Origin of the sequence: Chryseobacterium taeanense (genome assembly GCF_900099685.1) — a bacterium.
Lineage (GTDB): Bacteria > Bacteroidota > Bacteroidia > Flavobacteriales > Weeksellaceae > Chryseobacterium > Chryseobacterium taeanense.
The window spans coordinates 90981-116024 of record NZ_FNDW01000005.1; the positions used below are offsets into that span (position 1 = coordinate 90981).

The 25044-nt window shown below is 36.5% G+C and carries 15 protein-coding genes; 9 read left to right on the top strand and 6 right to left on the bottom strand.

The window, feature by feature from the left end; genetic code table 11:
• Positions 1 to 38: 38 nt before the first annotated feature.
• The 6 genes from BLR30_RS09000 to BLR30_RS09025 form a co-directional block, all read right to left on the bottom strand.
• Entirely contained in the window at positions 39 to 1571 is a 1533-nt protein-coding gene (locus tag BLR30_RS09000) for a SulP family inorganic anion transporter (protein ID WP_089857345.1), read from the bottom strand.
• Between the two features lie 355 nt (positions 1572 to 1926).
• Positions 1927 to 2538, bottom strand: a complete 612-nt coding sequence (locus BLR30_RS09005; protein WP_089857347.1) for an arsenate-mycothiol transferase ArsC — start codon at positions 2536 to 2538, stop codon at positions 1927 to 1929.
• Between the two features lie 65 nt (positions 2539 to 2603).
• Positions 2604 to 3077, bottom strand: coding sequence for a DUF6428 family protein (locus tag BLR30_RS09010; protein WP_089857348.1), 474 nt, complete (start codon positions 3075 to 3077; stop codon positions 2604 to 2606).
• Positions 3078 to 3135: 58 nt separating this feature from the next.
• Positions 3136 to 3462, bottom strand: a complete 327-nt coding sequence (locus BLR30_RS09015; protein ID WP_089857350.1) for an ArsR/SmtB family transcription factor — start codon at positions 3460 to 3462, stop codon at positions 3136 to 3138.
• Between the two features lie 156 nt (positions 3463 to 3618).
• Positions 3619 to 4089 (bottom strand): hypothetical protein, encoded by a 471-nt coding sequence (locus BLR30_RS09020; protein ID WP_089857353.1) that lies wholly within the window; start codon positions 4087 to 4089, stop codon positions 3619 to 3621.
• Between the two features lie 116 nt (positions 4090 to 4205).
• On the bottom strand, positions 4206 to 7199 hold the full coding sequence (locus BLR30_RS09025) for a LamG-like jellyroll fold domain-containing protein (RefSeq protein ID WP_089857356.1): 2994 nt from the start codon (positions 7197 to 7199) through the stop codon (positions 4206 to 4208).
• Positions 7200 to 7514: 315 nt separating this feature from the next.
• Between BLR30_RS09025 and BLR30_RS09030 the strand changes: the two genes are divergently transcribed.
• The 9 genes from BLR30_RS09030 to BLR30_RS09070 all read left to right on the top strand — a co-directional run bounded on the left by BLR30_RS09030 (position 7515) and on the right by BLR30_RS09070 (position 25036).
• A complete protein-coding gene (locus BLR30_RS09030) occupies positions 7515 to 8888 on the top strand; it encodes a rhamnogalacturonidase (RefSeq protein WP_089857359.1) in 1374 nt (457 codons plus the stop codon).
• Entirely contained in the window at positions 8888 to 11743 is a 2856-nt protein-coding gene (locus BLR30_RS09035; RefSeq protein WP_089857361.1) for a glycoside hydrolase family 2 protein, read from the top strand. Before BLR30_RS09030 ends, BLR30_RS09035 begins: the two co-directional genes overlap by 1 nt.
• Before the next feature lie 3 nt (positions 11744 to 11746).
• Positions 11747 to 13069 carry a rhamnogalacturonan acetylesterase gene (locus BLR30_RS09040; protein ID WP_089857363.1) on the top strand — a complete coding sequence of 441 codons (1323 nt, stop codon included), beginning with the start codon at positions 11747 to 11749 and terminating at the stop codon, positions 13067 to 13069.
• 292 nt (positions 13070 to 13361) lie between these two features.
• Positions 13362 to 16133, top strand: coding sequence for a glycosyl hydrolase (locus BLR30_RS09045; RefSeq protein ID WP_089857365.1), 2772 nt, complete (start codon positions 13362 to 13364; stop codon positions 16131 to 16133).
• Between the two features lie 155 nt (positions 16134 to 16288).
• Positions 16289 to 17092 carry a DUF4350 domain-containing protein gene (locus tag BLR30_RS09050; RefSeq protein ID WP_089857368.1) on the top strand — a complete coding sequence of 268 codons (804 nt, stop codon included), beginning with the start codon at positions 16289 to 16291 and terminating at the stop codon, positions 17090 to 17092.
• Between the two features lie 255 nt (positions 17093 to 17347).
• Positions 17348 to 19225, top strand: a complete 1878-nt coding sequence (locus BLR30_RS09055; RefSeq protein ID WP_089857370.1) for a rhamnogalacturonan lyase — start codon at positions 17348 to 17350, stop codon at positions 19223 to 19225.
• A gap of 42 nt (positions 19226 to 19267) precedes the next feature.
• A complete protein-coding gene (locus tag BLR30_RS09060) occupies positions 19268 to 20425 on the top strand; it encodes a glycoside hydrolase family 88/105 protein (protein WP_089857372.1) in 1158 nt (385 codons plus the stop codon).
• Between the two features lie 172 nt (positions 20426 to 20597).
• Entirely contained in the window at positions 20598 to 21686 is a 1089-nt protein-coding gene (gene rhaT, locus BLR30_RS09065; protein WP_089857374.1) for an L-rhamnose/proton symporter RhaT, read from the top strand.
• Positions 21687 to 21994: 308 nt separating this feature from the next.
• Positions 21995 to 25036 (top strand): SusC/RagA family TonB-linked outer membrane protein, encoded by a 3042-nt coding sequence (locus tag BLR30_RS09070; protein WP_089857376.1) that lies wholly within the window; start codon positions 21995 to 21997, stop codon positions 25034 to 25036.
• Positions 25037 to 25044 lie beyond the last annotated feature (8 nt).

A 25044-nucleotide genomic window follows, 5' to 3' on the forward strand; every position in this document is an offset into this window, starting at 1 on the left:
AATGGTAAGCCGATTAATTGTAAGTGTTGATTAGTTATTTATTTGGGCATTACATTATAAGTAGGATCTTCCTGAATATTAACTTCAATAAACCCATTGGCATTTTCCAATAGTTTAATGCAATCCTGGCTAAGGTGTTTTAGGATTACTTCTTTATTTTCGGATTTATACTTTTCTATCACTTTTTTCAAAGCTTCTATTGCAGACATATCAACAACTCTTGATTCCTTAAAATCTATAATTATGTTTTCGGGATCACTCTCTGCATCAAATTTTTCAATAAATGCCGCGGTGCTTCCAAAGAACAGAGGTCCGTAGATTTCATATATTTTATTTCCTGCTTCGTCGAAAGATTTTCTTGCCCGGATTCTTTTGGCATTGTCCCATGAAAAAACCAGTGCAGAAATGATGACACCTATTAATACTGCCAGCGCAAGATTATGAAGTACCACGGTTATGATGGCTACCAGTATTCCTACAAATATGTCTGATTTTGGCATTTTATTGATGATACGAAATGAAACCCATTCAAAAGTTCCGACAGCGACCATCATCATTACACCTACCAATGCTGCCATAGGTATCTGCTCAATTACGGAACCGCCTATAAGTATTACTAAAAGTATCGTTAATGCTCCAACGATTGCCGATATTCTGGTTCTGGCTCCAGCTCCGATATTCACAAGGGTTTGTGCTACCATAGCACATCCTCCCATGCCCCCAAAGAAACCATTGGTGATGTTTGCAATTCCTTGTGCGACAGCTTCTTTATTAGAGTGACCTTTGGTATTTGTAATTTCATCAACCATATTCAATGTTAATAGAGATTCGATGAGGCCAACACCTGCCATTACCGATGCATAAGGAAAAATAATTTTCAAGGTTTCAATAGTGAAAGGAACATCAGGAATATGAAATGAAGGAAGTGAACCGCTGACAGAAGCAATATCGATAACTCTTTTGGTATCAATATTAAAAAAATACGCGATGGCAAAGACTATAATAATGGCCACTAAAGATGAGGGTACTGCTTTCGTTATTTTCGGAAACAACAAAACGATTGCTATCGTCAAAACAGTTAATCCTGCCATTATGAGCAAAGCTGAGCCTTCCATCCATGTTGAGACTCCGTTAGATACTACTTTAAACTGTGCAACCTGAGCCATAAAGATAATAACTGCAAGACCATTCAGGAAACCATACATGACGGGTTGGGGAATTAATCTCACAAATTTTCCGAGTTTAAAAATACCGACAGTTAATTGGATGATTCCTGCCAATATAATCGCACCAAAAAGATACTGAACACCATGAGAAGATGCTAATGCTATTAAAACTACAACGGTAGCGCCTGCGCCTCCCGATACCATGCCTGGTCTGCCTCCGAAAACGGCGGTTACAATCCCCATTAAAAAGGCTGCATAAAGTCCCGTGAGCGGTGATAATCCTGCCAGAATAGCAAATGACAGTGATTCTGGTATCATCGTCATAGCAACCGTTAAGCCTGCCAGAATTTCGTTTTTTATATTGATATTACGAATTGATTGAAAACCTGATAAGATGTTTTCCATAATTTTAAAATAATTTATCCAATACCTGTCAAAAAAAGATATTGACTGTTAAAATGATGTTATTATAGGAGAATTTATCCAGATGATTATCCGGATATAAAAGAATTAATTAACCTTATAATTTAAGGCGGTGTAATTTGCGAAGATGTAACTCTGAATCTTTTCATTGGAAGCAACAAAGATAAATAAATTCTTTTTAAAATAACGTAATGAATAGTAACTTATGATTATTTGATATAAAAAAAGCCTAACCATATTAACGGATAAGCTCTTTTAAAAGATGTACAGATTGTATATTTAATGATAATATTTTTTCTTTAACCATAAACTCGCTTTTACTAATGTTATAATCCATTTAATTTTCTATTTGAGAAAAGACATAAAACATTTCTGTAGCGATCTGAAGGCTTCTTTCTGCATAGATTTTATCCTGTTCAGGAGTATTATCTGAAGATTTGGGATCATCATATTTTACAGCAAATCTTACCTCTGCACCAACGACCAGCGGACAGCCTTCGTCAGCATTATTACACGTCATAATAACCGCAAATTCATTTTTAGGATTGAATTCATTGTCGTATTTCTTTGAAAAACAAATAACAGTAACTTCATTTTGTGCATATTTTACCGCATAAACAGGGTTTTTATCTTCGCTTAATCTCTGAATCCCAAAGCCTTGACCTTTTAGTGTTTCAGCGACCTTCGGAAACATTGCTGTTGCTTCTGTTCCTCCTGAATAGCAAAACACATTTTTAATTCCAAAATGATAAGCCATGGTTTGTGCCCAGATCTGGGAAAGATGACTTCTTCGGCTGTTATGAGTACAGATAAAGTTCAGCCGGATTGTCTCACAGGCTTTTATTTTGTCTTTAATGTAATCTGTTAGTGGCTTTAAAACAACTTTTCTTTCTTCTGAAATTGTATCTGCAGAAAGTGATTCAATGGTTTTTAAAATATCAGGATTCATTTTATTAAATAAAATTAAAGGCTTGTAAGTTACGTGTTACGGTTACTTTTTTCTGTTGTCCAATTTTAACAGCATCCGCCTCCGGGCGTACATGATGTTGTCTGAGCGCCTGTGAGTTCCGAAAGATTTCTTTTTTGCTTTTCAGAAGGAATACCACAGGCATCCTGAGCAAGACATGCGGTGGTTTTACTTTTCAGGATAAAGTTTACTCCATCAAATTCCAGATCATATTTGCCAATTGTATCAGTTTGATATTCTACTTCAATTTCGGCATCTTCAATTCCTAATTTTTCTTCGGATAACCTGATGATGTTGAGTAATTTTCCTGGTTTTAAGCGATGCTCGTAATCATCAGCATTCCACAGCTGGAAGTTCACCGTTTTTTCATCCCGGATCACTCCGCCACAGTCAATGAATTTTTTATTGATTTGACCGACTTCCGTAACGTGGAAATGTTCCGGTACAAATGTTCCGTTTTCCAGCTGAAATTGTACATTGTTTAATGTTGGTAAAATTTCTTTGATTTCAGATAGTTTCATAATTTTTCATTGTATTGGTTAAATGCAATATTGCGATTAATAAATGTAAAAAAATGCCTTAACAGCATTTCTGATTGGTTGTTGTCAGAATTATATTTGAAAAGTAGTCTTTCAGGACTCCGAAATTATTTTCATCAATACAGTAGCAAATTGCAGTACCTTCGATATTTCCTTTAATAAGACCTGCATTTTTCAATTCTTTCAGGTGTTGAGAAACAGTTGCCTGCGCCAGTGGTAATTCATTGACGATATCTCCGCATATACACGTATTTACTTTGAGCAAGTATTCAATAATAGCAACTCTCGCAGGATGTCCTAATGCCTTTGCGATAGTAGCAATCTTATTTTGCTGATCTGTAAAATGGTCTGTTTTGGTAGCGCCCATAATTTTGTTTAATTGTATATTGCAATATTACGATAAAAAACCATAATATAATTATTTTCCATATGTTTTTTATTAAATGGAAGTTATCATTCCTAAAATAATCGCTCAAATTACTTCAGGAACAGCAACTTCCATTTTTATCATAAAGTTTAAAAATTAGCGTACGAGAGACCATATTAAAACTCCGATACCGGCATAGGCAACCACGGTAATAATATCGGCTATAGGCTGTGAAAAACGTTTTTCAGCAATTTTCTCACTATTGATCTGATTCTTATGGAATTTCATAATTTTTTTAGGATTATGAACCGCGTGCGCAACCAGACTGTCATTTTGCCATTTGTCGACGATTATTTTATAAGATTTGCCGTCAACATTAATTTTAAAATTTTTACCGGGAGCAAGCTTTTCCTGAACATTGATCGGAATTGGCGCTTGTGATGAATTCAGATTCTGTGATCCAGCTGCCATATTTTTTGGTTGTGCGGAAGCATTATTAGACAGATTTGCCCCGTTTTTAAATTCCTGCTTATTCTCAGCCGACGTATCTTTTTGTTTTTTAACCTGATAAGTGTAGCAACTGATAAGACAAAATGATATAATGATAAGATAAAGATTCCTTTGCATGGGGACTAATTTAATAATTAAACGGCATATTCAGTATTTTCTTTTGAAAAATTCTGTTAAAAAAAAATCCTGCCTGCAAGAAAATAAGGAATCAGACCAAAAATAAGATTGTTTTTTTACTCAATGAAAACATTAAAACTAGTCATTAGATTTTCACCCGAAATAGTTAAAATATGATTTCCATATGATTTTTTATTATCGATATTTAAAATAAAAACACCTTTATCATTAGCATTAATTTTTTTAGTAAGAACAACTTTTCCTATCATATCTCTTAATTCAGCGGTTAAATTAGGTTTTTTATAATCAGGAAGTTGTATAAAAATTTGATCTTTTGCAGGATTGGGATATACAATGCCTTTTTTATAAATCAATCTGTTTGTTTCCGAAGTTGCCTGGCTGTATAATTCGCTTACTTCAGAAGCTGTTAGAGCGTAATTAAACATTTTCAGCTCATCAATCGCACCTTTGTAAGGAGCAGGTGCTGTGGTGGTTGACATTAATTCAAATTCACCGATATTTCCAATAATTAAGTCACTAACCTCTCCAATCCCTTTGACAGCGGTTTCGTCGCCTTCTGCACTCAAAGTACCATTGGTATAGATTCTCATTTTGTGTGCAACAACATCTCTCATTATTACAACATTGACCCAGTTTCCGGTGAAAAAGTTTGCAATAGGAGAAGTAATCTCTTTTTTGGTGACATCATCGTCAATGGCAAAACGAAGCTGGCCGCCTTTTATTTCAACATTATAACGTTTTCCGGTTGCACCTGTTGTAGTATTTTTAGTAAATGAACCTTTACACAAAACATACAGGCTTGTTGATGAGGATGTTGGAATCATGCTCGTTGGTGCTTTCATCCAGAAAGAAACAGTGAAAGAATGTTTATCAAAAAATAAATGTTCCTGATTCGGAATGCTTGCGATATATATGTTACTTGGCGCAGTTGCAAAATTGAGTGCATAATTTTCCTTCCCCTGAATTCTTACATTGCTATTATCATAAGCAGTATTCAATATTCCGTCATTTTCATAATCTGTAATATCTGCAATTTTCTCCCCTTCAGACGGAGCTTCCCGGAAAGGCCAGTGACCCACAAGGCTTGGTGCTAATGTTTTAAAATTCCATACATCTCCGGTGGCTGTCCCTTTTTCGTTGGTAGCATCAATTCTCCAGTAATAGGTTGTTGCAGGATTTAAGCCGGTTAATTGGTATGATGGTGACGCTGAATAACTCACGTCCATCACTTTTGTTAAACTGGACGCATTAGTTCCAAGATAAACCGAATAAGTCGTTGTATTGCTACTTCCTGACCAATTCAGAAGAAGATTGCCGTTTGTCAGCTCTACATTGGTATTTCCTGTCGTCGGAGTTGGATTTGTAGCTTTAGCTGGAGCTGACGGAATCGGTGGAGTTGTAATAGATGCAATAGAAGTATAAACTGAAGATGCTGTTGCATTAATGGCTTTAACTCTGTAATAATATTGCGTATTGGGAGCTAAACCTGTTTCATTATAGCTTATTATATTAGAAGACAAGGTGGCGATTTCAGAAAAATTAGTTCCATCAGTGGAACGTTCTAATATATAATTGGTTTCGTTGGACGCATTATCATTCCAATTGACAATGAGAGAACTTGAAGTTGGAACTTCCGTTGTCGTAACATTCGTAAAATTAACATCTGTCGGTGGAATAATAAAATCCGGCGGAGTTTGATTGGGTAAACTATTGATGTAAACTTCGATGTTCAGATAAGGAGCATTGGTAGAACTTACATTTAAAGCATCGGGTGTGTTTTTATTCAATCCGTGCGCATCTTCCCAAGCATCAGGCATTCCGTCATTATCGGTATCCAAAGGAGCCGGAGCACCATAAACGTGTCCTGCGCCACCATTCGTAAAACCAAATTGAGAGGTAAGATCAGACTGAACGTAAACATAAGTCGCCGTTGTTCCTTTCGACTGTAAATCAGAAATCATCAGATTCTCAACCTGGTCACGTCTCGGATAAGATGCGCCGACGTTCAGAATTGCTTTATCGTAAGCTTGTTGAGCTGTTAAACTTGGATTTTTCATCGGATAATCATAAGGTGTTGATTTAATGGAATTAATATCTCCCGTAGGAAAACCAGTCAAGTTAGAAGGAACCAATGTTCCGTTTAAAATCCCATCTTTATTATTATCAAAATAATTCCCCGATCCGTATAATGAGAAATTGTCATTCCCTCTGTTAAAAGGTGTTGTGACAGCGCTGCTTGTATTCGGACCACCAATAAAATAATTATTAATAATGTTTACATCCGAAGTCCCTGCCGAATCTCCGCCCATAATATATGCATCACCGGATTCTGTGTGGCCGTAGGTATTGCCATAATTTCCCCAGTTATAAACGATATTATTCACAAATTCATTGATTCCCTTTATCTTATTGTTTCGGGTTTTGTTGCAGATGTATAAATTTCCGATCAAACTGATTTTCCCACCGGATGGCTGCATCAATCCTCCGGCTGAGTGATTATGGCGATGTAACCCTTGTCCGATAATAGAATTCTGAATCGTGATATTATCCGGGCTTTCTCCCTTGTTATCCCAGTTGATAGAGAAAACCTCATCTGTTCCCCAGGTGAATGACATATGGTCAAAAATCATATTGGTGCCATTTGCCAGACCCGATGCATCCTGACCTTGTGTCGTATTACCAAAACGTATTCTTAGGTATCGCGAAATCGTATTGCTGGCACCCGTAAAAGTCACTCTTGATCCCAAAATTACAATGCCTTCGCCAGGAGCTGTTTGTCCTGCAATGGTTGTATTTTTTGGAATGACAATTTGAGACTGCGTTTTTATGATACCACCAACTTTGAAAATTACAAATCGCCCTTCTTTGCTTACCGCATCACGGAAAGAACCCGATCCGCTGTCATTTAGGTTTGTAACTAAATAAATTTCCGGGGCTGCCGCACCGCGCGCTCCTGTTGCAAATCTTCCAAAACCTGTTGCTTCCGGAAATGCTAAGGTTTGGGCATTTAAACCAACCGTGGCAGACATTACACCACAAAGTATAAAAAGTTTAAACGTTGAATTAATAGGTAGAATTTTTTCTTTCATAACAATAATTTTGATTAGTTAAAAAATTAATTTTGATGTCACGGAAAATTAGAAACAACTGTCAGAATCACTATCCTGTTGAATCCTGTTAGTTATCAGTTTGTTATGAACTCTTGCTGGAATGGTAATGAAAATGTCTGATCTTATTTGAGGATAAATGAGTTTGTCATATTTTAATCAATAATTTATTATAAAGAGTTTTATTTTAAAATAATTGGACCGTATGCAAAACTTAACTGACAGGAGAGGGCAGGATGCTTCTGGTTTTCAAAAACTGTATTTTTATTTTCGTTTATTAGCAATACAAAATCGATTATGAATTTTCAAAATATATCAAAAATTTTCCTGGTCTTTTTATTTCTCTTTTATTTTTCAGGGTTAAAAAGTCAGGATAAATTCCCGGACGGAACTTCCATTCCAAAATGGTTCAAAGAAAATAAGCCAACCGACATTAATAAACTTGGAAAGAAATACATCATCACAGATTTTGGAGTGAAGAATGACAGTACAGTTCTTCAGACAAAACAGGTTCAGAATATCATTGATGAAGCTTCGAAAAGCGGAGGTGTAATCATAGTACCAAAAGGAACTTTTCTCATCAGTTCACTTTTTTTTAAACAAGGAACACATTTGTATTTAGAAAATGGAGCTAAATTAAAAGGAAGCGACGATATCAATGATTTTCCTGTCGTAACAACCAGAATGGAAGGGCAAACGGTGAAATATTTTCCGGCTTTAATTAATGCAGACGGATTGGATGGCTTTACCATTTCAGGAAAAGGAACGCTCGACGGAAACGGATTAAGATATTGGAAATCATTCTGGAAAAGACGAGAATGGAATCCTAAATGCACCAATATGGATGAAATGCGACCGAGAATTATCTATGTTTCCAACTCGAAAAATGTTCAGATTGAAGGAATTACCGTGAAAAATTCACCCTTCTGGAGTACGCATTATTACAAATCTCATTTCGTAAAATTATTAAACTTAACGATTTTAGCACCGAAAGAGCCTGTAAAAGCGCCAAGTACAGACGCCATCGACATCGATGCCTGTTCAAATTTCCTGGTGAAAAACTGTTATATGTCAGTTAACGATGATGCCATCGCTCTGAAAGGTGGAAAAGGTCCAAAAGCAGATACTGACCCAAACAATGGCGAAAATAGAAACATTATCATCGAAGACAATACTTTCGGATTTTGCCATTCTGCACTGACTTGCGGAAGCGAATCGATTCATAATTACAACGTTATTTTCAGAAATTCTACCGTGAAAGATGCTTCAAGATTATTGCACCTGAAAATGCGTCCCGACACACCTCAACATTACGAGTACATTACTTTAGACAATATCAAAGGAACTGTAAAAACTTTCTTATATGTGAAAGGTTGGAGTCAGTTTTTTGATTTGAAAGGAGAAGCAAGACCGAGAAAAGGGTTGGCTAATAACATTACTATCAAAAATATAGATTTAAGTTGCGAAACAGCGTTTTCTATTGAAAAATCAGATTTGTTTGAACTAAAAGATTTTACTTTTGAGAACTTAAAAATCAAAGCTTTAAAACCTGAAATGCAAAATTTAGATAACATCAAAAACTTAAAGCAAACCAAAGTTAACGTGACTAAAGTGGTTTCTCTTACACAATCTCACGATAAAAAAGACGACTCAGACATTGCTACAAAATAATGAAGTTTCCTTCCAAAATATTCGCCCTTTTATGTGTCTGTTCACAGCTTTTGTTTTCTCAGTCTAAAGAAATTCAATTCTTAACTGGGAAAGATGCTGAGCGCACCAAAGAATGGGATTTTTGGATTAATTCAGGAAGAAAATCGGGAAGCTGGAGCAAAATCAATGTGCCTTCTCATTGGGAGCAGCAAGGTTTTGGTTCGTACAATTACGGACGTGATTATGTCACTTACGGTAAAAACTTCAAGTTTCACGACGAAACTGGTTTGTACAAACACAAATTCACCGTTCCCAATTCCTGGAAAGGAAAAACTGTCAACATCGTTTTCGAAGGTTCAATGACCGACACGGAAGTGAAAGTCAATGGAAAATCAGCGGGAGCAATTCATCAGGGTGCTTTTTATGAATTTAAATATGATATTTCCGATAAAATTCAATTCGGAAAAGAAAATATTCTCGAAGTAAAAGTCTCCAAAATGTCGGCTGATAAATCTGTCAACAATGCAGAAAGATTAGCAGATTATTGGATTTTAGGTGGAATTTTCCGACCTGTTTATTTGGAAGCCAATCCGAAAGAAAATATTTCGTGGACGGCGATTGATGCTAAAGCAGACGGGAATTTTCGTTCAAATATTCATTTAAATGAAATTAATTCTGCCAATAACATAAAAGTAGAGTTATTTGATGTTAAAAATAATTTGGTTGGCGAATCTCAGGTTCAGATTCAAAAAGGAGATACTTTAAAGCAAATCCAGTTTTCCGTTAAAAATTCAAAACTCTGGACGGCAGAAACTCCGAATTTATACAAAGCAAAATTTACGTTAAATAAAAACAAAAAAACAATCAGTCAGACCGAAGAAAAATTCGGTTTCAGAACGATTGAAATAAGAAAAGGCGACGGAATTTTCATCAACGGAACAAAGGTGAAAATGAAAGGCATCAACCGTCACATTTGGTGGCCCGAAACGGGAAGAGCGGTCACGGAAAATATCGATTTAATGGACGTTCAGCTCATCAAAGAAATGAATATGAATGCCGTTCGTTGTTCGCATTATCCACCGAATAAATCGTTTCTGAAAATTTGTGATTCGCTCGGTTTATACGTTTTGGATGAATTGGCGGGTTGGCAAAAAAAGTACAGCACACAAGTCGGGAAAAAGCTCGTGAAAGAAATGGTTATAAGAGATGCCAATCATCCGTCAATTATTTTCTGGAGCAACGGAAATGAAGGCGGACATAATTTTGATTTGGATGCCGAGTTTGCAAAATACGACTTGTCAAACCGTCCCGTAATTCACGCTCATCACAAGCCTGGAAACGCTTTCAACGGCATCGACTGCAATCATTACGAAGATTATTACAGCACAAAAAATATCCTCGAAGGCGAGAATATCTATATGCCGACCGAATTTTTACACGCACAAGATGACGGCGGTGGCGGAACTTCTCTCGCCGATTATTGGGAACTGCACTGGAATTCCAAAAAAGGAGCGGGCGGTTTTTTGTGGGCTTTTGTGGATGAAGGTTTGGTGCGAACGGATTTCAATAATCAGATTGATGTGAACGCAATCAATGCGCCTGACGGAGTTTTGGGACCACATCGTGAAAAGGAAGGTAGTTTTTATGCTATTCGTGAAATTTACAGTCCGGTAAAAATTGATTTGAAAACCTTGCCGAATGATTTTACCGGAATCATTCCTGTGGAAAACCGTTATCATTTTACGAATTTAAAGGATTGTCAGTTTGAATGGAAATTAATTAAGTTTAAAACTCCATTTTCTTCTGAATCAGGTTTTGATATTATTAAAACAGGAAAAGCAGAATCCCCAAATATTCAACCGACAGAAAAAGGAACTATCAATTTAAATCTTCCTTCAAACTGGAAAGAAAATGAAGGTTTGTTATTAACGGCAACCGATTCTTTTGGAAAAGAAATTTATACCTGGACTTGGAAATTAAAAGCTAATGATGAAATTTCAAAACAGTTTTCAAAATCTTTAATTAAAGAATTTCCGGTTTCTGTGACTGAAAATGATGCTGAATTTATTTTAAAATCAGACGAAAAAGAATTTGCCATCGGAAAAAAAGATGGACTTTTAAAATCTGTCATTGTCGATAAAAAAGGCAAAAAAATGACCTTCAAAAACGGCCCTGTTTTCGTCAACGGAACAATGGAATTATCTTCTATTAAATCTTTTGCAGAAGGACAAAATCAATTAATTGAAATCAATTATAAAAACGGAAATAAAATCATTTGGAAGCTAAATCCGAACGGAATTTTAGAATTAAATTATGAATATTCTTTGTCAGGAGATTACCAATTTTCAGGCGTAAGTTTCGATTATCCCGAAAATTATGTCATCAACGCAAAATGGCTTGGAAAAGGTCCTTATCACGTTTGGAAAAACCGTTTAAAAGGACAGACTTACAATGTTTGGCAGAATTTAAAAAACTCAACAAGAACCGGACAATCTCCGTGGATTTACCCTGAATTTAAAGGTTATTTTGATGATGTTTCGTGGTTGCAATTGGATACCGCAGAAGGGAAAATTACCGTCGGAACCAAAGAAGAAAAAATGTTCGTGAGGCTTTTCGATTTTTATGGAATTCACGGCGCAGAAGGTTATCCGAAATTGCCAAGCGGAAATATTTCATTTTTAGATGCGATTCCGCCTTTGGGAACTGTTTTGGCGTTTAACATTAATGATAAAACCGAATCTTTAGGACCGGAAAGCGAGCCGAATCATCTGAACGGAACGTTTAAAAGAACTTTGTATTTCTATTTCGGATTGCCGGATTTTGGCGATGAAAATAAACAGTTTACAATGCCAAAAGAAAATATTTTAACGGATTAAATTATGAAAAATAAGATTGGATTTTTAATGATTTTTATTTATTCGTTGATGTTTGCTCAACAAACGACTTTCAAATTTGATTTTGGCGGAGACAGAGTGGAAAAAGGTTTCATTCCAATTACTTCAATTTCAAAATTTGACAAGAAAATCGGTTACGGGTTTATGGATATTTCTGGCTTAAAATCAGTTGATAACGGCGGAAATGCTTTGACGGGAGATTTCATCACGAGCGACAAACCATTCTATTTTTCGGTGGCAGTTCCCGAAGGAAATTATGATATTCGACTGAATTTAGGCGATATAAAAGGAAGTTCGGAAACAACAGTTCGTATAGAAAACCGCCGATTGATGTTGAATGATATTAAAACAAAAAAAGGCGAAATTGTTGAAAAAACAATCACTGTTCACTTAAAAGACAGCATTATCAGAAATCAAAACGGCGAAAAAATCGGAATTGTAAAATTAAAACCAAGAGAAACAAAATATTTACACTGGGATAATTTGCTGACGATTGAATTTAATGATAAAGCTCCGAAAGTTTGCTCAATAATTATTCAACCCAACAAAACAGCAAAAACCATTTATTTAACGGGAGATTCAACGGTTGTTGATGCGCAGTACGAACCGTGGGCTTCTTGGGGACAGATGTTACCGTATTTTTTCGTTCCAAATGAAGTGGTGATTGCGAACTATGCCGAAAGCGGAGAAACTTTAAAAGCCTTCGAAGACCGTCACCGAATCGATAAAATCTGGAATAAAATAAAACCCGGAGATTATTTATTCATCCAATTCGGACACAACGACCAAAAAGCAGGAAACAGCACAAAATCGGGTTACAGAAAAAGATTAAAAGAATGGATTCAAAAAGCGAAACAGTTGGAGGCAATTCCGGTTTTGGTCACTTCTATGAATCGCAGAGTTTTTGATGAAAACAATAAAATTGTCAACACTTTAGATGATTTTCCTGACGCAATGAGAGAAATTGCAAAAGAAGAAAAAGTGGATTTAATTGATTTGAATGCCTTAAGCAAAACCTTATTCGAAGCGATGGGACCAGAAGCGGCGAAGAAAGCATTTGTCTATTATCCGGCAAATGCTTATCCAAATCAGCCGAATGCTTTGGCAGACGATACGCATTTTAATTCTTACGGAGCTTATGAATTAGCAAAATACGTCGTAAAATCTATTGTTAACCAAAACTTGCCTTTAAAAAAATACATTTCAAAGAATTATAGAAATTTTAACCCCAATAAACCCGATGATGTTGAAAAATTCCATTGGCCGGAATCTGTTTTTATGGAATCTTTAAAGCCTGATGGAAATTAAAATTTTGGACTTAATAAGCTTAATCAAATAAACAAAGTTTATTCTTTTTAACATTAAGGATTTAAGAATTGACCTAAATATTAAAATTAAGAACTAATAAATTGATTTAGATAAGAATCATTAAGAAGAATCTTAAAATCTTAATTTCTTAATGTTGAAATAAAGAAAAAAATCTTTGAATTTTTACAACTAATGTGTTCTTCTCAAAAGTCGAATTACAAACTTAAAATAACTAAAGTGTCAAAAACTTTTGTGCCTAATTAAAAGCGCGGTTAATTTAAAAGTAAAAATAATGAAAATTAAAAATATACTCAAAATAAGTGTCATCTGTTTTGCCTTCGGAAATCTTTCCGCACAGAATCCGTGGCCAAAAGCGACCAACGCCGCTCAACCGTGGACGCGTTGGTGGTGGATGGGAAGTGCCGTTGACGAAAAAGGTTTAGACAAACAATTGACAACCCTTTCAAAAGCAGGTTTTGGAGGAGTAGAAATTGTACCTATTTACGGAGCAAAAGGGTTTGAGAACAAATATATCAATTATCTTTCTCCAGAATGGATGAAAATGCTGAAGTTCACGACTGATAAAGCAAAAAGTCTGAAAATGGGCGTAGATATGGCTGTCGGAACAGGCTGGCCAATTGGCGGACCGCAGGTTGATGAAAATGATGCTGCAACCAAAATGATTGTTCAGACTTACAGCATTCAGCCCAATGAAAAATTTTATGAAAAGATTGTTTTAAAAGACGAAAAACAGAAGAATTTAAAAATTACAAAACTTGATATTGTAACAGCTTACAACGAGAAAAATGAAGCTGTAGTTTTAACGGATAAATTGGCTCAAGACGGAACTTTAAACTGGAAACCAACCTCTGGAAAATGGATAATCTATGCAGTGTTTGCGGGTAAAACTTTACAGAAAGTAAAACGTGCTGCTCCGGGTGGCGATGGCTATACGTTAGACCATTTTTCTCCCGATGCAACGAAAGATTATCTGAAAACTTTCGATAAAGCTTTTGGAAATTCAAACTATGGAATCCGGTCGTTTTTCAATGACAGTTATGAAGTTTACGGCGCAGACTGGACTGCCGATTTTAAACAAGAATTTAAGAAAAGAAGAGGTTACGATTTAAGTCAGTATATCAAATATTTGGTGAGTGATGAGGAAAGCGAATTGGCTGGAAGGATAAAATCCGATTATCGTGAAACAATGAGCGAATTGATTTTGCATAATTTCACGGATAATTTCACGAATTGGGCGCATTCCAAAAACTCCAAAAATACCAATCAGGCACACGGTTCTCCGGGAAATTTGCTGGATTTATATGCTGCAGTAGATATTCCGGAATCTGAAACTTTCGGAAGTACAAAGTTTGATGTTCAGGATTTAAAAAGAAATCTGGAAGACATCAATACAAAGGAAGTTCCCGACATTAATATGTTGAAATTTGCTTCTTCTTCGGCAAACATTACCGGAAAACCTTTGATTTCTAATGAATCTTTTACCTGGCTGACAGAACATTTTAAAACGTCTTGGTCACAAGTAAAACCTGAAGCTGAGCAGATTTTTTTGTCAGGAATCAACCATATTTTTTACCACGGAACGACGTATACACCGGCTGATGTTCAGTTTCCGGGATGGTTGTTTTATGCTTCGACGAATTTCGTTCCGGAGAATTCTTTGTGGCCAAATATCAAAGGTTTAAATTCTTACATCGAAAGAACACAATCTGTTTTACAAAATGGAAAATCGGATAATGAAATCCTGATGTACTGGCCAATTTATGACCAATGGGCAAATCCGAAAGGGAAAGATATGGCGTTCAAAATTCATAATATTGAAAAGTGGCTGCATCCGACTGTATTTTATGAAAACCTTGAGAAATTAGGAAAATCCGGGTATTCTCTTGATATGATTTCGGATAAAATGATTGGTGAAACGAAGTTTGAAAATCAAAATATTCAGGTTTCTAAAAATGGCGGTTTTTATAAAGTTTTGATTATTCCTCAACTGAATTATTTCTCAGAATCTACGTTAAAAAATATTTTGAGTCTAGCTCAAAACGGAGCTTCGATAATTTTCCAAAGTGAACCGAAAGACGTTCCGGGATTTTTTGAATTTGAAAAAAGGAGAAATGAATTACAGTCTTTATGGGCTAAAATTCCTTTTCAGCAAGACGGAAATGTAAAATCAGCAACATTCGGAAAAGGAAAAATTGTCTTGAGTATTGATGTTGAAAAAGCGTTGGAATATTTAAAAATCGAAAGAGAAAAATTAACGGATACCGGACTGAAATTTGTCAGAAGAAAATTCTATGGCGGAAAATATTATTACATCGTCAATCACACGTCAGAAGAAATCAATCAAAATATTCCATTGAATTTTATCGGAAAACAGGTTGCTTTAATGAATCCTGAAAATGGAGAATTTGGAATTGCTGAAACGCAGAACAATTCCGTTAAAGTTCAACTGAAATCAGGAGAATCTTTGATTATAAAAGCTTCGGAAACTCCAGATAATTCAATTCCAAAATGGAAATATGTTGAAAAAACAGATGCTCCGATTGTTTTAAACCAACCTTGGCAACTGACTTTCAAAGAAGGCGGACCCGAACTTCCGAAATCAAAAACATTGGATAAACTTCAACCTTGGACGAATTTCACAGAAGACGCTTCAACGCAGAGTTTTTCAGGAACAGGAGTTTACGCAACTTCATTCAAATTAAATAAAAAAGCCGATGATTTTGTATTGAAATTCGATAAATTATATGAAAGTGCAAAAGTAATCATCAACGGACAAGATGCCGGAATTGTCTGGAGTCTTCCGTTTGAAATCAATGTCGGAAAATATTTGAAAAAAGGGAAAAATACCATTCAGATTGAGGTTTCAAACCTGATGGCCAACCGAATCCGTTATATGGACCAGAATAAAATCCAGTGGCGAAATTATCACGAAATCAATTTTGTAAACATCGATTACAAACCGTTCGACGCTTCCAATTGGAAAGTACAACCATCAGGTTTAGATGGCGAAATTCAATTAATTCCTGTATATTTCTCAAAATAATTTTAAAAAAGTCCTGCATATGAAACAATTTTGTGTTCTTAGCTAAGTTTACGCCTTTGCGAACTTAAAAACAGTTGGTAGTTAAAAAAACTTTGCGGACTTTGCGTTAAAAATTATGGAGAAATAGATTGAATTAAAATGTTAAATAAATATTTATGAATAAAAATATCTTAAAAACATTAGCATTAGGAACACTCCTTACATTCGGATTTTCCAATGCTCAAAACAAACCGAAAGTCGTTTTAGACAACTTTTTCAACAACGAAAAAAGAGAAAACAAAGAAACAAAAGCTTTAGAATCGTGGCATTACAGGTGGAATGATACATCCAACGGTGGATTTTCTTTGCTGGGCGAAATCTTCCAGAAACAAGGTGCCGAAATCAGCACTTTAATGACCGCACCTTCAAAAAATGATTTGAAAAATGCCAACATTTACATCATCGTAGACCCCGATATCGACAAAGAAGCGTACGGCGGCAAAGCAAATCTAATGGATGCTAAAACAATAAAAAATCTCGAAAAATGGGTGAAAAACGGCGGTGTTCTGGTTTTGATGAGCAATGATAATGGCAATTCTGAATTTGAACATTTCAACAAACTGGCGGAGAAGTTCGGCATTCATTTCAATGATGACAGCATCAATAGGCTGAAAGGTAGAGAGTTTGAAAAAGGAGCGGTTTATGTAAAACCGGGAAATGAGGTTTTCTCAGAACTCAAGTTATATATGAAAGAAGTGAGCACTATTTCGGTAAAAGCACCTGCTAAACCATTTTTGTATGCTGAAAACAAGGCGATTGGTGCCATAGCGAAAGTCGGAAAAGGCACTGTCTTCGCTTTAGGCGACCCTTGGTGCTACAATGAGTACATCGATGGAAAGAAGCTTACCGAGGATTTTTCCAATTATGAAGGAACCGAAGAATGGGTAAAATGGTTACTCAAACAGGTTTCGGAAAAATAATTTAGTGTGTGCAATCGATTGAATTTAATTGTTGGGAATTGTTTGGGCAGCTTTTCCGCCTTCCGCTCCCAATCTTTTTGTTCCGCTTTGCTCCACAAAAAGGATTTCCGCTCAAGTCGGGCTGGGAGAGATTCAAATGGACAAACCTTATAGGTTTTTAAAACCTATAAGGTTTAGGAAAACAGAAATAGATTTTATTTCATTTAAATATGAGATTCAAATTCGGCTTTAGCGAAGCTTATTAAAACAAGATTTATGAAAATCAAATACTTATTCATTACATCCGCCATTTTTCTGTCGCAGTTATTTTCTGCGCAAAGACAAATGGAATACCTGAAAAGAGGAATCGTAGCAATTCCATCAGAATCAGGTATATTTGTAAGTTGGCGTTTGCTTGGAACAGAAGCTCAGAATACGCATTTTGATTTGTATCGTACAGAAAATAATCAGACTAAAAAACTGAATGAGAAACCGTTGTTCAACGAGACTAATTTTTTAGATAAAACCGCTGATAAAGGGAAAAATTACACTTATTTCATAAAATCAAATACACAAAATCAGGACGTTGACCAAGATTTTGCAAAATACACAGCGAATCAAAAACCTTATTTTTCAATTCCTTTAAAAACTCCACAAGGTTACACGCCGAATGACGCTTCTGTAGCTGATTTGGATGGCGACGGAGAATATGAAATCATCCTTCATCAGACCGGGAGGTCGCACGATAACAGCCAAAAAGGAGAAACTGACCCGCCGATTATTCAGGCCTACAAACTGAACGGACAGTTTTTGTGGGAAATTAATTTAGGAAAGAATATTAGAGAAGGAGCACATTATACGCAGTTTTTGGTGTATGATTTAGACCAGGACGGAAAAGCGGAAATAGTAATGAAAACCGCCGACGGAAGCAAAGACGGAAAAGGGAAATTCATTGGTGACCCAACCAAAAATTATGTCAACGAAAACGGAATGATTCTTTCCGGTCCGGAATTTCTGACAGTTTTTGACGGAAAAACAGGAGCGGAAATTAATACCGTTAATTATGAGGTCCCAAGATTTGCAGGAAGTTTGAATCCGACCAATGAAGAAATGAATGAAACCTGGGGCGATGCCAAAGGAAACCGTATCGACCGGTTTTTGGGAGCCGTTGCTTACCTCGACGGAAAAACGCCGAGCGTGATTATGTCAAGAGGTTATTATACAAGAACTGCGATTGCGACTTGGGATTTTAAAGACAGAAAATTGAGTCTGCGTTGGCTTTTTGATACGGAAAGTTCAGAAGAAAACAAACAATACCGTGGACAGGGAAATCATAATCTGAGCATTGCAGATGTTGATAATGATGGAAAAGACGAAATTGTTTTCGGTGCAATGACGGTTGATGACGACGGAAAAGTCTTGAACAGCACAGGTTACGGTCACGGCGATGCGTTGCACGTTGGAGATTTGGACCCAACCAATCCGGGATTGGAAATTTTTGATATTCAGGAGAGATTTGATGATGCAGGAGCCCATTTCAGAGATGGGAAAACAGGAAAGGTTTTGTGGAAATTACCGTCAACCGTTTATAGTCAGGCAAGTAAATTTCAAGGACCGGGAAGAGGTTTGTCGCTGAACATTGACCCTCGGTACGAAGGTTCAGAATGTTGGGCATCTGGTGCCGGATTAAAAGGTGTTTACAGCGCAAAAGGCAAAAAAATCAGCGATAAAAATCCGGCAGTGAATATGGGGATTTATTGGGACGGTGATTTTTTAAGCGAGATTTTAGACGGAACTGTTGTTTCAAAATGGGATTGGAAAAAAGAGAAATCAAATTTAATTTTTGATGCTAAAAATTTCCAATGCGAATCGAATAACGGAACCAAGAAAAATCCGGCTTTAGTTGCCGATTTATTCGGAGACTGGCGTGAGGAAGTCATGTATAGAACTGCAAATAATCAGGAATTGAGAATTTTTAGTACAACCATTCCGACGAAACATCGTTTATATACTTTGATGCATAATCCGCAGTATCGATTAAGTATTGTCTGGCAAAATGTGGGGTATAATCAACCGCCGCATACAGATTATTATTTGGATGAATCGATTAAGGAAATACCTAAGTCGAATATTGTCTCTGTAAAAAGAAATTAATTCTAAGCAATAAAAATTCCAATAAAAAATAAAATCAATATAATGAAAAAGCTATTCAAAACAGTTTTTTTGGTACTCATCATCGGAGGCCTGACTTCCTGTTCAGTACAGAAAAATAGTGCGTCAAAAGTTGAAATTCCAAACAAACAAAAAGTTCTGGAAGTTTCAAGACGAGCCAATCAATACTTTATGAACAAATGGCCCGATACCAAAAAAGAGATTGTCGGGAAAAAAGTCTGGCCTAGTAATCTTTGGACAAGAGCGGTTTACTACGAAGGTTTGATGGCGTTATATTCTGTTGACCCGAAAAAGGAATATTACGATTATGCAATGTCTTGGGCAAATAATCACAACTGGGAACTGCAGCGAGGAACTTATACCCGAAACGCTGACCACCAAGCTTGCGGACAGACTTATATCGATTTGTATGAAATCGACGGGAGAAAAAATCCGGAAAGAATAAAAAACGTGAAAGCTGCGATGGACAGTATGATTGCGACCAAAAAAGTGGATGACTGGTGGTGGATTGATGCCCTTCAGATGTCGATGCCTATTTTCACAAAGTTGGGCAGAATTACGGGCGAACAAAAATATTTTGACAAAAACTACGAAATGTATGCCCACACCAAATATAAAGAAGGTGGAAACGGCCTTTACAATCAGGCTGACAAAATCTGGTGGCGAGACAAAAGTTTTCTTCCACCGTACAAAGAACCAAATGGCGAAGACTGTTACTGGAGCCGTGGAAACGGTTGGGTAGTGGCAGCTTTGGCAAAAACTCTTCACGATACACCGAAATCTGATCCTCATTACCAGGAATATCTGAAGGATTATAAAGATTTATTGGCGGCTTTGGTTCCAATTCAGCGGGAAGATGGTTTTTGGAATGTGAGTCTTCACGACCCAAATAATTTTGGTGGAAAAGAAACTACGGGAACGGCACTTTTTGTTTACGGAATGGCTTATGGCGTAAACAATAATTTAATCGACCGAGAAACTTATCTACCGGTTTTAGTAAAAGCCTGGAATGCCATTGTGAAAGACTCTGTTCAGCCCAATGGATTTTTAGGTTGGGTTCAGGGAACCGGAAAAGAGCCTAAAGACGGGCAGCCGCTATCTGTAAGTAAAGAACCTGATTTTGAAGATTATGGTTTAGGTTGTTTATTATTGGCGGCAAGTGAAGTTTATCAGTTAAAATAGAAGAAAATTGTAACTATGAAAATTTAATAATCAAAATCGTAATCATATTCATTTATAATTAGAAATTTTAAATTTGCTTTTTCATCTTCAGATCACATTTATTACATGACAGTACAAGATGCGCAATCGGTAGCATCTTGTTAATTTTCAGGCTCAATCCATAGATAAAATTATGAATGCATTATTAGGCGTTATTTTCCATTTCTTAGGAGGCTTTTCTTCAGGAAGTTTCTATTTACCTTATAAGAAAGTTAAAGGTTGGCAATGGGAAACCTTTTGGTTAATCGGTGGAACTTTTTCGTGGATTATTGTTCCGCCACTGGCTGCATATCTTACCATTCCCAATTTCTGGGCAATCATTCAGAATGAATCTTCATCTATTTTAGGACTTACTTTTTTGTTTGGTGCTCTTTGGGGAATTGGCGGTTTTATGTATGGTTTAGGCGTTCGTTATCTGGGCGTTGCATTGGGAAGTAGTATTATGTTAGGATTGACGATGGTGATTGGTTCACTTCTTCCTTCTATTTTTTATGAATTTTATCCACAAACGGGAAAAGATAATATAGGATTAATGCTTTCCAGCGATTGGGGAAAAATGGTTCTATTAGGATTATTGATCTGTATAGTTGGGATTATCATTAGTGGAAAAGCCGGTGTGATGAAAGACAGGGAACTTCAAACCGATTCTGTTGATCCTCACGGAATGGAAGTGAAAACAGAATATAAATTTGGCTTAGGTCTTACGGTTGCTATAATTTCAGGGATCTTGAGTGCCTGTTTTAATTTCGGACTGGAAGCAGGAAAACCAATGGCGCACGTTGCCAATGAAGCCTGGAAATTGGCAAACCCTGGTCAAGGAGAATTTTTGTTTCAGAATAATGTGACCTACGTCGTCGTCCTTTGGGGCGGAATGGCTTCAAATTTAATCGGATGTCTTTATCTGGCTTTCAAAAATAAATCCTATACAGATTATACCCAGAAAAATGTTCCTGTTGTAAAGAATATCATCTTTTGTGCATTGGCAGGAACGATGTGGTTTTTACAGTTTTTCTTCTACGGAATGGGAGAAAGTAAAATGGGAAATGGTGCCAGCTCCTGGATTCTGCATATGGCATTCATTATTTTAATTGCTAATCTCTGGGGAGTTATCATTAAAGAATGGAAAGGCGTTTCTCGGAAAACAATTTCAACCATTATTGTCGGGATGATCGTTATGTTGATCTCTATCCTGATTGTAGGATACGGAAATTCCTTACGTTAAATAAGGCTTTATTAAATATTATTTCATACAGTTTATATAGTTTAATTTCTCTTAGGTGCTGATTTTATCAGCATCTTTTTTTATGCTATGCGTATAATTTAGGGACATGATGTTTTATTTACGCTAAAATTTATTTATTGTGAATTTTTATTTTATTTCATTTAAAAGTGATTAAATTTTTATCGTTAATTGATATTAATTAAAGAATTGATATTTATTTAACTTAAATAATGATTATTTTGATACAGGATATTGCAGGATGCCTGTATATTTCTAAGGATGTATTTTGGTGATGTAAAAATTAATATATGTCTATTAAAATCAAACAGAAGAATTTTAAGCCACTTATTGCACCGCTGTTTTTGCTTGCATCCGGCTTTATGTTCGGTCAAAAGACAGTAAATGACACTGTGAAAGACAAGACTAAAGATATTGAGGAAGTAGTCGTTATCGGCTATGGTAAAGTTAAGAAATCAGACTTAACGGGATCTGTTTCTTCAGTTTCTGCAAAAGAGCTGGCAGCTACACCGGCAATGAATGCTTTACAGGCATTACAGGGAAGAGCCGCAGGTCTTAATATTGTGACGGCCGGAGGAGCGCCAGGTGCCGGTGCAAACGTTACGGTAAGAGGAGGTTCTTCCATTACGCAAAGCTCTGATCCGCTTTATATTGTAGACGGTTTTCAGCTGGATAATGCCCTGAATGTAATCAACCCCAATGATATCGAAAGTATTGATGTCCTAAAAGGGGCTTCTGCCATCGCAATATACGGAGCACGAGGTTCTAACGGGATTATTGTAATTAAAACCAAAAGCGGAAAAAAAGGAAGAACAGTCATTAATTATAATACTTTCATGTCATTTGACATGCTTTCTAAAAAGCTGGACATGGTTTCCAACTCAGAGCAGTTTGTAAAATATCAGTACGAACTGGCTCAGCTTCAGGGAAAAACAACACAGTGGAGTAATGTATTTGATAACAGCCTGGGAACAGACACTCCTGGGTTTTATACAGGAGCATACAGCAGAATTGCCAACCGTTACGGATCTGCATATAGTCTCGACTGGCAGGAAAGAATGTTGGGAGGAACAGGCGTAACCCAAAACCATAACGTGAATGTTTCTACAGGAAACGATAAAACGCAGGCATTCATCAGTTATAATTACAATAAACAGGATGGTTTGCTTCAAAATTACAGCGAAACAAGAAATTCATTACGTGCCAACATCAATTCCGAATTGTATAAAGGGATAAGAGTAGATTTCAATACAATGTTTACGAATAATTCTGTGAACGGAGGAGGCTCTTATTCCGGAATGAAAAAAATTCTTCTTCAACCAATTAACGGAGGTACGTTATTCACAGAAGACCAGTTGTTTAATACTCAGACTTTCCCAGATTATTCAGCTTTGGATTCCGGCTTTGATACCGAAAACCCATACATCGAAACTCAGGCATCAACTTCAAACAAACGTACAAGGACATTCGTTGCCAATGCAGGTATTGAATTCGATTTTCTTAAAAACTTCACATGGAGAACAGCGGGACAATATAGCTGGACAAACGCAAAATCAACATCTTTTTCAGATCAGAATTCCCGCGCGTTTCTTACAGATCCTGTAAATACAGGAATCAATGGAAGTATTGCCAATGCAGAATCGTTTCGTTATCAGATCACCAATACTTTAAACTATAATAAAACTTTTGGAGAAAAACATAAGGTAAATGCTTTAATCGGAAACGAAATCTGGTACGAAGAATCTGAAGGAAACAGTATGAGACTGACGAAATTTCCATATCCTAATTTCGGACTGGATGATATTGCCAATGCAACGGTTGCCGACAAAAATACAGACCGTTCCAGCAATAGTTTACTTTCCTATTTTGCCCGGGTAAATTATAATTATGACAATCGTTATTTAATTACAGGTACATTCCGTGCCGACGGATCTTCAAAATTTGCGGAAGGTTCTCGTTGGGGATATTTTCCATCTGTAGCCGGTGCATGGCGTGTTTCTCAGGAAAATTTCTGGAAAGATCACAAGATCAATAATTTCTTTAATGATTTTAAATTAAGAGTTGAATATGGAGCCACAGGTAATAATGGAGTATCCAACAATTTATGGAGAACCAATGTTTTACTTACCGACTATCCGATAAATAATACGGTCGGTTATCCTGTATATGTTACAAGTACAAACTGGGGAAATCCCAGCCTTCAGTGGGAAGAGCTGAGAACAACCAATGTCGGGGTAGATGTGGCGTTTTTTAACAACAGAATTAAATTAACCTCCGAATGGTACAACAATAATGTAAGCAAAATGCTTTTGGAAAGTGTACTTCCTGTTTCTACCGGATATTCCAGACAGTATCAGAATATCGGTTCTATGAGAAACAGAGGGATGGAATTTACATTAAATACAGTAAACCTGAAATCAGAAAACTTCAGATGGACTACAGATCTTAATATCTCTTTCAATAAATCACGGGTTCTTTCTCTTGAAAACGGTCAGCAGAACAAAACTTTCAGTGTAGGTGGCAGCAGAACGGGAATGGTAACCTATTATGCAACTGTAGGCCAGGAATTGGGAGATATGTATGGATATGTTTATCAAGGAGTATATACTACCGATGATTTTACTCAAAATCCGGACGGATCATTAACCCTGAATCCCGGCGTAGTAAAGCCAGCAACCGGTACGCCCAAGCCAGGAGATATGAAGTTTGCCGCAGATAATGAAGCGGGAGATCAGTTTACCAGAAAAATGCAGAAAATCGGAAATGGTACGCCAGACTTTATCGGGGGAATCAGCAATAATTTCTCCTACAAAGGCTTTGATCTGGCTGTGTTTATGAAATTCAGTGTCGGAAACGATATTTACAATGCCACCAAGCAAAGTTTAAGTCCATATGCGATGTTCCAGAATGTTCCTTCAGAATTCGGAGACAATTATTATCATCTGATTGATCCTAACACAGGACAGGCAACAACCAATTTAGTGAGATTAAAAGAACTAAACCCAAATGAGAGCTCCAGTCTTTGGAGTTTAAGCAATACAAATACGACCAATATCGCTTATCCTTCATCCTATTATGTAGAAGACGGCTCTTATCTGAGAATTTCTCAGGTAACATTAGGATATTCTTTTCCTAAAGATTTTCTAAATAAAGTAATGCTTAGCAATGCCAGAATTTATTTTACGGTTAACAACCTGGCAACAATTACAGGATATTCAGGCTATGATCCTGAAGTATCAGCAGCAAGCGGAGTAACAGTGACACCCGGATACGACAGTTCTACATATCCTCGTTCAAGAAGCTATGTGCTTGGCCTTAACCTAACTTTTTAAATGTATAA

Excerpts from the sequence above, each read along its gene's own strand:
- BLR30_RS09035 (WP_089857361.1), top strand. The coding sequence starts at position 8,888 with ATGAAGTTTCCTTCCAAAATATTCGCCCTTTTATGTGTCTGTTCACAG.
- BLR30_RS09050 (WP_089857368.1), top strand. The coding sequence starts at position 16,289 with ATGAATAAAAATATCTTAAAAACATTAGCATTAGGAACACTCCTTACA.
- BLR30_RS09040 (WP_089857363.1), top strand. The coding sequence starts at position 11,747 with ATGAAAAATAAGATTGGATTTTTAATGATTTTTATTTATTCGTTGATG.
- BLR30_RS09020 (WP_089857353.1), bottom strand. The coding sequence starts at position 4,089 with ATGCAAAGGAATCTTTATCTTATCATTATATCATTTTGTCTTATCAGT.
- rhaT (WP_089857374.1), top strand. The coding sequence starts at position 20,598 with ATGAATGCATTATTAGGCGTTATTTTCCATTTCTTAGGAGGCTTTTCT.
- BLR30_RS09010 (WP_089857348.1), bottom strand. The coding sequence starts at position 3,077 with ATGAAACTATCTGAAATCAAAGAAATTTTACCAACATTAAACAATGTA.
- BLR30_RS09025 (WP_089857356.1), bottom strand. The coding sequence starts at position 7,199 with ATGAAAGAAAAAATTCTACCTATTAATTCAACGTTTAAACTTTTTATA.
- BLR30_RS09055 (WP_089857370.1), top strand. The coding sequence starts at position 17,348 with ATGAAAATCAAATACTTATTCATTACATCCGCCATTTTTCTGTCGCAG.
- BLR30_RS09045 (WP_089857365.1), top strand. The coding sequence starts at position 13,362 with ATGAAAATTAAAAATATACTCAAAATAAGTGTCATCTGTTTTGCCTTC.
- BLR30_RS09005 (WP_089857347.1), bottom strand. The coding sequence starts at position 2,538 with ATGAATCCTGATATTTTAAAAACCATTGAATCACTTTCTGCAGATACA.
- BLR30_RS09060 (WP_089857372.1), top strand. The coding sequence starts at position 19,268 with ATGAAAAAGCTATTCAAAACAGTTTTTTTGGTACTCATCATCGGAGGC.
- BLR30_RS09000 (WP_089857345.1), bottom strand. The coding sequence starts at position 1,571 with ATGGAAAACATCTTATCAGGTTTTCAATCAATTCGTAATATCAATATA.
- BLR30_RS09070 (WP_089857376.1), top strand. The coding sequence starts at position 21,995 with ATGTCTATTAAAATCAAACAGAAGAATTTTAAGCCACTTATTGCACCG.
- BLR30_RS09030 (WP_089857359.1), top strand. The coding sequence starts at position 7,515 with ATGAATTTTCAAAATATATCAAAAATTTTCCTGGTCTTTTTATTTCTC.
- BLR30_RS09015 (WP_089857350.1), bottom strand. The coding sequence starts at position 3,462 with ATGGGCGCTACCAAAACAGACCATTTTACAGATCAGCAAAATAAGATT.